The 13,688-nt window shown below is 38.2% G+C and carries 9 protein-coding genes and 2 rRNA genes (1 of these 11 running past the window's edge); 5 read left to right on the top strand and 6 right to left on the bottom strand.

The window, feature by feature from the left end; all coding sequences use genetic code 11:
• The 3 genes from IGI79_RS02425 to IGI79_RS02415 are packed head-to-tail and all read right to left on the bottom strand — an operon-like array spanning position 1 to position 6,661.
• Entirely contained in the window at positions 1–1,869 is a 1,869-nt protein-coding gene (locus tag IGI79_RS02425; RefSeq protein ID WP_438845679.1) for a SpaH/EbpB family LPXTG-anchored major pilin, read from the bottom strand.
• On the bottom strand, positions 1,866–3,218 hold the full coding sequence (locus tag IGI79_RS02420; protein WP_023519095.1) for an isopeptide-forming domain-containing fimbrial protein: 1,353 nt from the start codon (positions 3,216–3,218) through the stop codon (positions 1,866–1,868). Before IGI79_RS02420 ends, IGI79_RS02425 begins: the two co-directional genes overlap by 4 nt.
• Positions 3,215–6,661, bottom strand: a complete 3,447-nt coding sequence (locus IGI79_RS02415; protein WP_065096266.1) for a vWA domain-containing protein — start codon at positions 6,659–6,661, stop codon at positions 3,215–3,217. Before IGI79_RS02415 ends, IGI79_RS02420 begins: the two co-directional genes overlap by 4 nt.
• Positions 6,662–7,015: 354 nt before the next feature.
• On the opposite strand from IGI79_RS02415, the gene IGI79_RS02410 reads away from it, so the two are divergent.
• Positions 7,016–8,512, top strand: a complete 1,497-nt coding sequence (locus tag IGI79_RS02410; protein ID WP_104775553.1) for a helix-turn-helix domain-containing protein — start codon at positions 7,016–7,018, stop codon at positions 8,510–8,512.
• Positions 8,513–8,574: 62 nt separating this feature from the next.
• Here the strand turns inward: IGI79_RS02410 and efp are convergent, their stop codons facing one another.
• Positions 8,575–9,135, bottom strand: a complete 561-nt coding sequence (gene efp / locus IGI79_RS02405) for an elongation factor P (RefSeq protein ID WP_104775552.1) — start codon at positions 9,133–9,135, stop codon at positions 8,575–8,577.
• A 375-nt stretch (positions 9,136–9,510) separates the two neighbouring features.
• Here efp and IGI79_RS02400 point away from each other — a divergent pair, with 375 nt between their 5' ends.
• The 4 genes from IGI79_RS02400 (at position 9,511) to IGI79_RS02385 (ending at position 13,003) form a co-directional block, all read left to right on the top strand.
• The gene (locus tag IGI79_RS02400; protein WP_104775551.1) at positions 9,511–10,428 is read left to right on the top strand and encodes a PLP-dependent cysteine synthase family protein; all 918 of its coding nucleotides are present in this window, start codon (positions 9,511–9,513) and stop codon (positions 10,426–10,428) included.
• Positions 10,429–10,476: 48 nt separating this feature from the next.
• Positions 10,477–11,625, top strand: coding sequence for a cystathionine gamma-synthase (locus tag IGI79_RS02395; protein ID WP_104775550.1), 1,149 nt, complete (start codon positions 10,477–10,479; stop codon positions 11,623–11,625).
• Positions 11,626–11,776: 151 nt separating this feature from the next.
• The gene (locus IGI79_RS02390) at positions 11,777–12,235 is read left to right on the top strand and encodes an S-ribosylhomocysteine lyase (RefSeq protein WP_010736339.1); all 459 of its coding nucleotides are present in this window, start codon (positions 11,777–11,779) and stop codon (positions 12,233–12,235) included.
• 297 nt (positions 12,236–12,532) lie between these two features.
• Positions 12,533–13,003 carry a glutathione peroxidase gene (locus IGI79_RS02385; RefSeq protein ID WP_104775549.1) on the top strand — a complete coding sequence of 157 codons (471 nt, stop codon included), beginning with the start codon at positions 12,533–12,535 and terminating at the stop codon, positions 13,001–13,003.
• 224 nt (positions 13,004–13,227) lie between these two features.
• Here the strand turns inward: IGI79_RS02385 and rrf are convergent.
• Positions 13,228–13,343, bottom strand: a 5S ribosomal RNA gene (rrf, locus tag IGI79_RS02380).
• 89 nt (positions 13,344–13,432) lie between these two features.
• Positions 13,433–13,688: ribosomal RNA gene (locus tag IGI79_RS02375) — 23S ribosomal RNA — on the bottom strand; it runs 2,659 nt beyond the window's last position.

Below are 13,688 nucleotides of genomic sequence, written 5' to 3'. Positions count from 1 at the left end.
CTATTTAACTTTTGGTCGTTTTAGCCAGTATGCACCCACGATTGTCAGTAAAACCACACCTAAGAAAATGTACAATGAAATGCCTTTGCCACCAGTTGCTGGTAATGTCCCTTTGTGTTTGTTTGGTACTTTCTCTGGTGCAACCAATTCACCTGCAACAGCATAAGATTGCTGATCGACCTTAAACGCAATTCGTTCAGTTAGTTTCACATAATTGTTTGGTGCTTTTGTTTCTTCTAAATAATACGTACCATAAGACAAGCCTGTGATATCCACTAATCCATCACTTGTTGTCGTGAAAATCGTTGCTTCTTCCTGTGAAGTCGTCCACGCTACTGCTTTTGTTACTGGATCAATGATCAAATATTTCGCTGTTGCTTCATCTTGATCACGTACCACAAACGAAGCGTCTGCTAATGGTTTGATATCAGCTACTGTTCCATCTACTTTAATGAATCGTTTCCCACCTGTCAGTACTTCCACAGTTGGTGGTGTTTGATCTGTCATATGTCCAGTATCAACATTTGCTTCGTTGTTATAGCCTTGGGTTGGTTCTGCTAACTGATTCAAATGCATGTAATAAACAAAACTCAACGTACCACCTGGAGTCAATGAAGGAATATAAGTTGGTTCAATCGTTACTGTGAAGCCGTTTGTTTGTTCAGTTACGTGGTAATTTGTTGAATCAATGATCGTTTCACCATCGTAAAGTGCATAACCTGTTTCTCCCGTTGATTGGTTCATGAATGTTAAAGCTGGATCATGTGTATCAATCAATTTGAAGGTGGTATATTTATTGTTTGATCCTTCTTTATCCGCGATCCCAAGAGGAATATTGACGCTGATCTCATAATTGATCGGTTCTCCGATTGCTACGTCTTGCCCATCTAATTGCGGCGTTTCTTTTTCTACTTTCGTCGTATCATTTTTCACTATAAGTTCAACTGGCGTTTGGCTACCAACAACAATTGTGAATGGTGTCTTCGTTTGCTCAGTGATCATCGCTGCATTTTCAGGTGCTTTTACTTCTTCTAACACATATTCGCCAACTTCTAATCCAGTAATGAGCATTTGACCTTTCTCTGCTTCATTTTCAGCAACGTCCTCTTCACCGATTTCATAGCTTTTGCCAGTCACAAAGTGTTTTGCTTTAGATTTATCAGTTGTCCATGTATACATTCCTTGTGCTACACCTTGCAAATATTTGGCAACACCTGCATCTTCTTTCACAATGACAAATTCCGCACCGTTTAGTGCTTCACCTTCTGCTGAACCTACTTTTTTGACCTTCAGCGTTCCTTCATTTTCCACGACATTTTTAGGATATAAATGAACTACGTCTAGTTCTTCTGTCCCATATTGATATGAACCGTCGGATTGTTTGATCAGTTCATATACTGGAAATGCCACAACCATATTTGCAGCAGCTGTTACTCCTGATTTTGCTTCTTCTTCAATCACATAAACTGCATCTTTTCCAGCTTGTTTTTTTGGCAATGCTAAAGAAAGATCCCCCTGAGCGTCTGTGGTACCAGAAAGAAGAGCTGTGCCAGAAGTCTGTGATTGGACGATCGCTTTTGCTTCTTCAATCGTCGCGCCATTTTTTCTTGCTTCAGCAAATGATTCGGTGACATCATACACATGGAACGTCACATCTGCCAACCCTTGATAGTTGTTGAATTCAGTCATTTCTTTCCCTGTATTTTGGATCTCTTGTTGTGGGAAATCTAACATTTTCTTTTTGTGGATCACCAATTGTGCATCCATTCCTTCAGCAAACACTTGTGGATTAGGAAGTAATGCCACCAGTGTAAGTAGTGATGAAATAAGACATAGTAATACTTTTTTGAAATTTTTTCTATTCTTCATTCTTCTTTACTCCTGTTCTTTTGATAAATAATGAAACTACCTATGATCGATATGCCACCAATCATACCAACACTTATTTTTTCGTCAGTTGTTTTTGGAAAAAGAAAACTCGTTTCTTGTTTCTGATTAGTGATTTTCAAAGGTTCACTAGGTTGTCCATTGATGGCATATGACATACTTTTTACGACAAACGAGACAGCATAAGGATTTCTTTTATACCCTTTTGGTGCTTTGATTTCTTCAAGTAAATATTCTCCGTCTGCTAAGCCATTGATGGAAAATAAGCCATTTCGATCAGAAGTCAGCGTTATTGCATCTCTTGCTCGTTTTTTCCAGCAATATTTTCCATCTTTCAAATGCAGGTATTCTTCCTGTTGGTTTTTGATCATAAACATTGCATCTTCTAGCACCTGTTGTTCCTTATCTTTTGTAACTTTTTGAAACCACTTCCCTCCTGTTCGAATACGTGTACTTCGTGACAATGATGCTGTTCCGATATCTAATGTCGCTTGATTGATGATCGATTGATCAGCGATTGCATCTTGTCGTAAACGCATCTGATAGTTGATCCTCACTGTTTTACCTGCCAGATCTTGCAAGTCTTGACCGTTAAACGCAATACTGAATCCTTGACTATGGCTATGAAACGTCAGATTTTCCAAGCGTTTTTCTTCACTATGGACTTTGAGCGATTCAGTTAGCAACTCCAACTCTTTCGTCGCACTGTCAGTGACTACACATGTTTCTTCAGTTGCTATTCCATTTGGAAACTGGATATCCAATTGATAGTAGATCTTTTCACCAATCGAATAAGTGTTTTTTTCCTCTACAAGCTTTTTTTCAAAGACGATCGCAGATGGCTCTTGGTTCATTTTAGGATAGAGATGAATTGCCTTTTGTGGGTGATCATATGAATCATAAAGAGGCAAAACCACGACTACATTTTGTGATCCTACAAACGCATCTGCTATGTGAGTGGTTTCGTTCACTAAATAAACGTTACCTATTTGATTCGTTGACTCACGTAGATCAAAGATTGCTACATCTTCTCCATCATTGTTCGACTTCACCAGTTTTTCCATTAGAAAAGAACCTGCTGAAGTACCTTGTCGCGCAATGATTTGTTGTGTTTCTTCGACAGTAAATCCTTTTTTACGTAATTGATAAAATGATTTTGTCACATCGTAAACCGCAAAACTCGCTTTATGAGATTCCGTTTGTTTATCTGATGAGGGTTGCGTAGTATGGACAATCAACTGGACCATCTCTTGTGTTTGGGCGATACACGTTTTGGCACCACCAACTAACAGAAAAGGCAACAACAGCAAGAACCAATAATACTTGGTCAACTTGAAATGCCTCCTCGTCTCATCCCCCTTAAATAAACGACAAATGAAACAATCGCAAGGATACCTAATAATAGGAAGCCAAGTCGGCCAGATCCTCCGGTTTCAGGCAGTGGGATCAATGCCTGATTGGTGATGACCAAATGGATTTGGTTGTTCGTATGATCAGTTTGTAACTGTATTTCTGATGGTTCACCATCTACAGTTACTTTTCCATCCGTTTGGATAACGATCTGTACGGGTTGCTCTAACCCCAGATAACCTTCTGGTGTTTTGATTTCCTCCAACGTGTACTCACCCGGTTTTAGGTTCTCAAAAACAAATGTATCAGTTGCTTTATCGTCGTTTGGTAATTCAACCTGTCCATCTGAACCGGATAGTCGGAAGACTGCCCCTTTTAACACCTGTCCTGTATCCGTTTGCTTTAGGACTGTTAAATCAAAAGGTTTGATTTGATTCATATGCGTCAATGTCCAAACGGTATCTTCCTCTACATTTTCTCCGTCATAGAGAATCGTACCGTAAGGGTCAACTTTAAATTCATAGTTTCCTGGAATCGTATCGTAACCAAGCGGTCCTGCTGTTTCTACTAAGCGATATTCACCCGCTTTTTGTATCACGAATTCTGCCAATCCTGATGACGCGGTAACTTCCTCTTTCAGTGTATGATAGGTTCCTGTTTCTCCTTTTATTTGTAAAGCAAAAGTTGCTCCTGCCAGATTGATTTTTTGTTTGTCCTTTTCGGTATATTTTCTTATGGCTATCGGAAGGTCTGCAAATGGATTCTCAATCGTCAATTGGATCACTTGATCAGTGACTGTAGCTTGTTGTTTGTCCACTGTTACTTCCCCATTGTCAGAAATAGCAATTTCCCACGCCTGCTTTTCCGATTTTTCATGTCCAGCAGGTGCACTGATTTCTGTCAATGTATAAGATTTTCCTTTTTCAAGGCGTGTGCCTTCTGGCAATGAATAGGTACCATCCTCATGGTCGATCAGCTGAATCTCCTGACCTTCAATCGTTAGTTGAAACACTGCTCCTTTTAGGAGATGGTCAGCTGACGAAGTTTTCTTGGTTATTTTTAAATCTAAAGGAACAAATTGTTTTTTATTTTTCCAAGTCGTTGCGTTGACTTTTTCTGATTGATATCCTGGTACATCTAACTCATTCACCGCTTCATAGTGAAATTCTTGCCCTTGATTGTTGTGTTTTGGCAAGCTGAGGGTTTCACGAGACGCTTCACTGGACGCTAGAAGTTTGGTGATATTGGTTCGCTCCCAAACATTGGTGTTCTCCTCTTCCGGTTTACTTAATTGTACATAGCCACTTTCCCAACTAGATGTTTCGGTGATTCCTGTTCGCTTGATTTCGTAAATCACTTTCTCTGGTCGAGTCGTCGTATCTTGATCAAATTCTTCCCATTCTTTGAAAAAATCAAGAGATACACCTGGTGCTTTGGCTGACGGCACACCGAATTTAGCAAGAACATCTGGGTTGCTCGTTGGTTGGAAGATTGTTTGCCCATTCATTTGATACCAAGTATCAGTCTCGAACATTTTGCTTTCTGTTTGGAGTCTCACTTGATAATGTAGTTGGATTTCTTGCCCTTTTTCTAAATAGATTTTATCGACGTTGATCGTTTGCCCATCAATAGAGAGAAGTGGCTCAATCGATAGAGGGGTTGTCCCTACACTTGTAACAGAAGCGCTGTCTGGTTGATAAACAAATGGATCAATGATTGGATCAGTGATTTTTCCATCAACGACTGTTCCAGAAAGCTGCACAGCTTTTTTGGCTAGATAATCAGCAATATCTGTAGACTCATTGGCAGATTCATAATATGCCGTGCCGTCTTCGCCAGTGGAAACCATCTTACGCATTCGACGTTCTACTTCCTCTTTCGTGATGCCTTCAGTTTCATCTCCTTGCAACTGTATACCCAAGCCATGGATCTCGATTCCTCGTTGTTTCAATGCCATTGCTTCACCAATCGTTGCTGTAAACGTTGAATTGATCCAACGCCATTGTGAATATTGGTCTCTAACAGGTACAAGATAAGGCGGGGAAATTTTTGAAGTATATTCGGGATGATCGACTTGATTGCTAAAAGTCGCGCCATAATAACTAACGTCCTCTTCAGTCACCACACTTGATACGTGATAGGAGCATGTCGGAACACCATCAGTCAAAAGAACGATCACCTTTTTGTGACCATTTTGTTCAGACAACATCTCGCCTGCCTGACGTAAACCATTTTGAGTAAACGTACCACCACTTGTTGAATCAGGTGTGGCTGCTTGGATTTCTTCCTTTACAGAATCAAATCCTGCAATCGGTATCGTTCGATTGTCGTAGCCTTCACTAGAAAAACCAACATAACCTAAATTGATTTTTTCCGTTACACCACTTTCTGATAAGGTATCGACAAATCGATCAATCCCATTCTTCACTTCAATAATACGATTGTCCTCATTCATACTGCCAGACCAGTCAACAACCAGAACGACATCTAAAGGAGGGATATTTTTTTGGGTATTTCCTCGAACATTCAGATACAAGTCAAACAATCCAGGAGTCGCTGTCTCTTTGGCAAATTTACGGATTGCGTAATCGGCTTCTTCTTTTTCCCCACCATATTCAATATAAGAATTGTTTTGATTGGTTGGGTCACCATCCCAATTCGTCAATCCATCCCATTGTGATTGACCATGACGATTCCCTTGATGATTTCGTACATTCTCGTCATTTTCCGGTTGCCACATCGCTTGCGGATAGGTTCCTTGCTCATCTGTGGTATATTCCGGTTCAATCGTCGCTAACCCTTTCGGTTTCAACTGTTCATTGAATAATTTTGGTTGTTCAAACGGACGATATTCGTTTTTAGCTATCGATGAATCATCCGACACCTCACTGTTTTCAGAAGAAGTCGTGGTTTCAGACGTTGGTTCACTCGTTTGTGCAGTTTCCTGATTCTCGTTATCTATAGAAAATGAAAAGGAAGCTGGGTCAGATAAAAGTAACTGACCCGTTTTTTCTTCTATCTGAATATTGAGTTGAAATTCTTTGCTCGTACTCGGCAATTCAATGGTCAATTCTTTTTCTTCAATGGCTTGAGAAAAATCACCTGCTAGCCATTTTCGTTGTTGCTCATCTGTGTATTCTTGATATTCCTGAGAAACATAAGAGGAAAGCAGATTCGTTTCAGGTGCATCTTTTGGATGTAACTGGAATAAAAATCTGTTTTCTTGTGTTTGCTCATTTAATCGATACACGACCGTTAGCTGACGATCTATTTTCCTAATACTTACTTTGCCATATTCATTATTTAAGACTTCAATGGTTGCCTCTTCATTAGCTGCCACAGTCTTTCCTTTTTGGAAATAGAAATAGGTGACGAAAAATAGAGAAAATAGACAGAAAACGATGAAATAATTTCGCTTCTTCATTTATGGATACCTCCTTAGAAAAACTTTAAAATTCAATTAGATAATATAAAAAAAAGAAAAAATTCACTAATCTTTCTAGTTCTCTTCTCTTTTGTCTCTAACTATTAAATTACAGTTATTTTAAGGAGCTTTAAATTTGATATAGTAAAACGAATACATTGAATGATTAGTTATTTAAAACCGATTTATTATTCTTTTCTCTCACAAAATATACTCATTGAGCAATAATTTTGAGACAAATTTTAAAAAAATATTTCTAAATCCGGTAGAGTTTTTTTAGAAAATTGAGACAAGTATTTACAAGGAAAAATAAATACGGTATTAATAATAAAAATATAAAAAGAAGGTGAAGAATTGATTGAAAAAATTTTATTAGATGACCATGCAAGAATGAAATTAAATGTGTATGGAAAGATAATGACCTTATGGCCGGGGGAATATAGTTTAGATCATGTACGAGAAAACTTAGATTTCTATTTCAGTCCGACCCGTTTCAAAAAAATCCTATGTGCTATACAAGATGATTTAGAACAATTTACTGATATTAAACTGTTACATACTAAAAACAAGTTATCCATTCCTGAACAACTTGTTCAATATACCCAATACCAACATTTCCTATCAACAGAAAGTGTTCCTTATAAATTATTAATCAGTCTTCTGACTGAACAAGATGAAGATCTTGCAGCTTTTTGCAATCGTCACTTTATCAGCCGCTCAACGTGTTTTCGGCAAACGAAAAAATTGGCTGAATATCTGAAGGAATACAATATCAACTTGAATTTATCGAATCTTACCTTATCTGGTTCTGAAACGCTGATTCGTATCATCTTTTTCAATTTCTTTTGGTTTGTTTCATTAGGGGAAAGTCTCGATAGCATTCCTTACAGCCAAGAAGTTCGCGCATTGATTTATAAGCACGAAGGTCCACAGCTCAAAAATAAGTTTGACTTAGGAAAAAAACAAGCCAGTCTCCATTGTCTGATTTGTTTGCTGAGGATCGAAAATGATCATTTTACGGATATCTATCGATTGTCGAGAGACTCCTTTATTCCCAGTAAAACAAACATTGACTTTTTTTACGACTTCTTCAAAATTGCGGATCTTCGTTTAGATATCTTAGAAGTAAACTCTTTGTTTTATTTGTTCTATTATTGGCCGTTCCTTACTTCTAATCAAGATATCCGTGTGCCGATCGTTCACCATTCCTATCAACAACCGAGTAATGAGATCAAAGCTATTTTAGAGGAATTTCAGGAGCATTGTCAGACATTTATCGGTACATTCCATTTTGAAAAAGAGCCCGCTTTACTTTTGAATCTCTATCTATCCATCGGTAACTTTAGCATGTTCAAACAAAAAATTCCTTTGACCACACTATTTATCTCTTCTTATATTCAAGATAAATATCCACTTTTACGTATCTTGACAATCAAAATCGAAGGATTTTGGAAAAAGGTGGCACAACGAAAAAACTACACATGGCTGAAATCATGTGTAAGTGAACTAGCCTTTCTACAAGCCTGTTTACTTTATCCATATTATTCAGAAATCGATGAAAACTATAAATTGAAAGTTGGGTTTGTCAACGTCTCTGAGCATCTGATTTCCGCAGAGATCATGAATTTAGGCAAGAAGATCCCCTTTGTAGATATCGAGCGACTCACACTTCCCATCACTGAAGAGTATGATTTTTTCATCTTGGGTTCCCCCTTATTGATCCCTGCTGGTCTTGATTCTTCTAAATATACAGTTCTTGATTTTTGTCATTATAGAGACTTTGAGACAAATCTGTATCAACGACTGTTAGAAGTCCACCATTTAAAGTTACAGACATTGTTTGCTAGTTGACTGATCAATGTAAAAAAAGCTTTTAAGCAAGATGCTTAAAAGCTTTTTTTGACTACACTCGATTATTTTGCACGTTTTACGTATGAACCTTCTGCCGTATTGATTTCTAATAATTCATCCGTTTCAATGAAGTCAGGAACATTGACTACTAGACCTGTTTCCATTGTTGCAGGTTTACCAGAACCAGTCACTGTCGCACCTTTGATCGATGGTTGCGTTTCAACGACACGTAAGACAACTGTAGTTGGTAATTGGACACCAATCACTTCGCTACCGAAGAATTGGATTTTTACTTCCATGTTTTCTAGGATAAATTTCATTTCATCTGCTACAGTTTCTACAGGGATCTCATATTGTTCGTATGTTTCTAGATCCATAAAGAATGCTGTATCATCCATTGTGTATAAGTATTGAACTGGCTTTGTGTCGATGTGTGCTTTTTCGAATTTTTCATCTGGTCTTAATGTTGTATCGTAAGTAGCACCAGTACGTACATCTTTCAGTTTCATACGCATCACAGTATTTCCTTTACCAGGTTTGTGATGGCTTGCATCAATTACTTTGATCAATTTTCCGTCTTGGACAAATGTCATTCCGGCTTTTAAATCGCTTGCTGAGATCATTATTTTTTGCTCCTTTTTTTCTTAATCATAATCACCCTTATTGTATCAGACAAACGTCTATAAAACTAGGAAATTATTGCTTTTCAAATGATAGTCTTTGACTTTCTTATTTTTTCATGCTATTTTTAATTAAATCATTATTGGAGGGATAAACATGGCAATCAATTACTTAAAACAATTGAAGTGTTGTTGTTGTATGGTGTATAAAAACAGCATACTGTTTGCCATGTCTATTAATTGCCCTTCATAGTTGAGTGAAAGTTCTCTTTCTGTAGTGAAAGTGTTTTCTTTCTTAGTCTTTCAATTTATGATCTTACGAGGAGCTGATTAAATAGTCAGCTCCTTTTTATTTTACTTTTTTGGAGGTTTGGATTCGTGATCATCTCATCAATTACTGAAGCAATCGGGCACACGCCTATCTATAAATTTACAGCGAAAGATTTTCCTATGCCAAAAGATTCCGTGATCTATGCAAAACTGGAATACTTGAATCCCGGAGGTAGTATCAAAGACCGTTTAGGTTTGTATTTATTGACTTCCGGTCTTGAGAGCGGAAAAATCGATCAAGAAACAACGATCATTGAGCCAACTGCTGGTAACACAGGGATTGGGTTAGGTCTGGCAGCTTTGAAATTCAATTTAAAAACAATTTTTGTCGTACCAGAAAAATTTAGTATAGAAAAACAAAAAATCATGCAGGCACTAGGCGCAAAAATCGTACACACTCCTACAGAAGAAGGAATCGTTGGTGCGATCGAAAAAAGTAAACAATTAGCTTCTGAGATCCCAAATAGTTATGTTCCCTTGCAGTTTGAAAACCCAGACAATCCAGCCACTTATTACCAAACATTGGGGCCCGAATTGTTTCAAGAATTGGAAGGTTCAATCAATAGCTTTGTTGCCGGTATTGGAAGTGGTGGTACATTTGCTGGAACAGCAAAATTTTTAAAAGAACGTTTACCTGAACTTCGCTTGATCGGTGTTGAGCCAGAAGGATCGATTTTGAATGGTGGACCTTCACATGGGCACGAGATTGAAGGCATCGGCGTTGAATTTGTTCCCCCCTTCCTGAATGATTTAGCAATTGATCAATTTGAAACTATTTCTGATGCGGAAGGATTTGCTTATACCCGTCAACTAGCAAAAGAACACGGATTATTGGTAGGCAGCTCAAGCGGAGCCGCTTTTGCCGCAGCCTTAAAAGAAGCGCAACGTTTACCGAACGGACAGTCTATCCTGACCATATTTCCAGATACGTCCGATCGTTACTTATCAAAAAATATTTATCTGTAAGCAACAGACGAAACGATAAACTCAATGAAAAAATTGGAGGAAATAATTATGCATATTCAAACAAAATTGATCCATGGTGGTATTAGTGAAGATCCGACAACCGGTGCAGTTAGCGTACCGATCTATCAAACATCGACTTACCGCCAAAATGCAGTTGGACAACCGAAAGAATACGAATATTCACGTTCAGGTAATCCAACACGTTTTGCTTTAGAAGAATTGATTGCAGACTTAGAAGGTGGCGTTCGTGGCTTTGCCTTTGCCTCAGGTCTAGCAGGAATCCATGCCGTCTTTTCCTTATTCCAATCTGGAGATCACATTCTCTTAGGAGATGACGTCTATGGTGGGACTTTCCGTTTATTTGATAATGTTCTTACAAAAAATGGGTTAGAGTATACAATTGTCGATACAAGTAATCTTGCACAGATTGAAGAAGCAATTCAAGACAATACAAAAGCTTTGTATCTAGAAACACCAAGTAATCCTCTACTTAAAATCACCAATTTGAAAGCAGGGGCAGCCATTGCAAAAAATCATGACTTATTAACGATCGTGGATAACACATTTGCTACACCTTACTTCCAAAAGCCTTTAGAATTAGGTGCTGATATTGTTTTACACAGTGGCACAAAATATCTAGGCGGGCATAGTGATGTCGTTGCTGGATTAGTTACGACAAACAACCAAGAGTTGGCGGATCAAATCGGTTACTATCAAAATGCGATCGGTAGCGTATTAGGTCCACAAGATAGTTGGTTGATGCAACGTGGGATCAAGACTCTTAGTGTGCGTATGGAAGAACATCAAAAAAATGCCTATGCTGTAGCTGAATTATTAGCGAACCATCCTGAAGTTGAAGCAGTCTATTACCCTGGTCTACCAACTCATAATAATCATGAAATTGCGAAACAACAGATGTCAGGTTATAGCGGAATGGTTTCCTTTACCTTGAAAAACGACGCAGATGCAATTCCTTTTGTAGAAGCCTTGCAACTATTTATCCTCGCTGAAAGCTTAGGTGGTGTCGAAAGTTTAGTGGAAATTCCTTCTGTGATGACTCATGCCTCTGTACCTAAAGAAAAACGCGAAAAAGCTGGAATCAAAGACGGATTGATTCGTTTATCTGTAGGAATTGAGTATGCCCAAGATCTTTTAGATGATTTGAACCAAGCCTTTACTCAATTGAAAAATCACTGATCCATTTTATCTACAAAGAATCGAAAAAAATCAGTCAGTTTTCTACACCTGACCTGCAATAAGTGTTAGAATTTAGATAAATCGACCCAATCTTTTTAGAGGATTTTCATTCCCCTAAAAAGAATCATCAGATAGTTAGGAGTAATTCAATATGAAAATGAATGTCGAAAGTTTTAATTTAGATCACCGTAAAGTAAAAGCCCCTTATGTTCGTGTAGCTGATCGCAAAAAAGGCGAGCATGGCGATTTGATCATCAAATATGATGTCCGTTTCAAACAGCCAAACAAAGAACACATGGATATGGCAGGTTTGCATTCTTTAGAACATTTAACTGCCGAAAACATCCGTAATCATGCAGATTATATTGTAGACTGGTCACCAATGGGATGCCAAACAGGCTTCTATCTTACTGTCATCAACCATGAAAATTACGACGATATTTTAGATGTTTTAGAAAAAACGATGGAAGATGTGCTACAAGCGACAGAAGTTCCAGCAAGTAACGAAATCCAATGTGGCTGGGCTGCAAACCATACGTTAGAAGGCGCACAAGCTTTAGCGCGTGAATTTTTAGCAAAACGTGATGAATGGTCAGACGTCGGAGTATAAACAGACCATACATTTATTTAAGCATAATAGAGATTGAGGAAAGTGACCTCCATCTCATAGTCATAAGCCGTAAAAGACAAAAGAACATGCCAAATCTTTGTCTTTTACGGCTTGTTTTGGTAAGTTATGAGAAAGACAAATTGGCGTGAACATTAAGAGAAAACTCAAACAATATCTCTTAGTTTTCCATTTTGGCTGATTATCGAAGGCGTTGACTTTCGCTCATCATGTATTTCAGTTTAGGGGACAACATCAGTAAGCCCTTATTATACATCAACAAATAGGAGGAAAAAACGAATGGATATCTATGATTTTAATGTCACATTAGAAGATGGGACAACTTACTCGTTGGACAAATACAAGGGGCACCCTATGATCATCGTTAATACTGCAACAAAATGTGGTTTGGCGCCACAATTTGAACAGTTGGAAGAACTTTATCAGACATATCAGGAAAAAGGTTTAGTGGTACTAGGATTTCCATCGAATCAATTCAAGCAAGAAGTAGCTTCTGCAAATGATGCTGCCGAAGCCTGTCGAACAACGTATGGCGTTACGTTCCCCATGCACCAACTAACGGTGATCAATGGCGGAGATGCTGATCCTCTATTTGATTATTTAAAAGAACAAGCACCAGGTACTTTGACATCTGCGATCAAATGGAATTTTACAAAATTCCTTATTGATAAGAACGGTCAAGTAATTGAACGTTTCGCGCCAAAAACTTCACCATTAAAAATGAAAGAAGCAATCGAAGCCATTCTTTAGTCAAGATGTAATAATTGGACAATCAACATTTTAGATTATTGGTCAAATGAAACTCATTTCTATTTAGAGAAAAAGCTTAGATCGACTTAAATAAAATACATGACCTTGAAAAAATTTTTTTTCAAGACCATGTATTTTTTTGACTAGAATACTGACAATAACTTTTGCTATTTCCAAAAAGTATACAAAAAAACAGCTGAACTTTCGTTCAACTGTTTTCGTTTGCGTGGCGGCGTCCTACTCTCACAAGGGGCAACCCCTCACTACAATCGGCGCTAAGAAGCTTAACTTCTGTGTTCGGCATGGTTACAGGTGTATCCTTCTCGCCATCGCCACCACACTTGGTGTTATCTATATTGAGTAAATCTTGTTCACTCAAAACTGGATTTGAAGTATTAGTAAGAAACTCTCCGAGTTTTTCATTTTATTTTGGTTAAGTCCTCGATCGATTAGTATCAGTCCGCTCCATACATCACTGTACTTCCACTCCTGACCTATCTACCTGATCATCTCTCAGGGATCTTACTTTCTTAAAGAAATGGGAAATCTCATCTTGAGGTGGGCTTCACACTTAGATGCTTTCAGCGTTTATCCCTTCCCTACATAGCTACCCAGCAATGCCCTTGGCAGAACAACTGGTACACCAGCGGTAAGTCCATCCCGGTCCTCTCGTACTAAGGACAGC

It is taken from the genome of Enterococcus sp. AZ084, from assembly GCF_051714905.1.
GTDB classification, from domain to species: Bacteria; Bacillota; Bacilli; order Lactobacillales; family Enterococcaceae; genus Enterococcus_B; species Enterococcus_B pernyi.
Note: the sequence above shows the minus strand (reverse complement) of the source record. Positions and strands in the feature narration are given on the sequence as shown.

What these genes read in the sequence shown, in the direction of transcription:
- IGI79_RS02425 (WP_438845679.1), bottom strand. Translation starts at nt 1,869, where the DNA reads ATGAAGAATAGAAAAAATTTCAAAAAAGTATTACTATGTCTTATTTCA.
- IGI79_RS02415 (WP_065096266.1), bottom strand. Translation starts at nt 6,661, where the DNA reads ATGAAGAAGCGAAATTATTTCATCGTTTTCTGTCTATTTTCTCTATTT.
- efp (WP_104775552.1), bottom strand. Translation starts at nt 9,135, where the DNA reads ATGATCTCAGCAAGCGATTTAAAAGCCGGAATGACATTTGTCCAAGAC.
- IGI79_RS02395 (WP_104775550.1), top strand. Translation starts at nt 10,477, where the DNA reads ATGCATATTCAAACAAAATTGATCCATGGTGGTATTAGTGAAGATCCG.
- IGI79_RS02390 (WP_010736339.1), top strand. Translation starts at nt 11,777, where the DNA reads ATGAAAATGAATGTCGAAAGTTTTAATTTAGATCACCGTAAAGTAAAA.
- IGI79_RS02385 (WP_104775549.1), top strand. Translation starts at nt 12,533, where the DNA reads ATGGATATCTATGATTTTAATGTCACATTAGAAGATGGGACAACTTAC.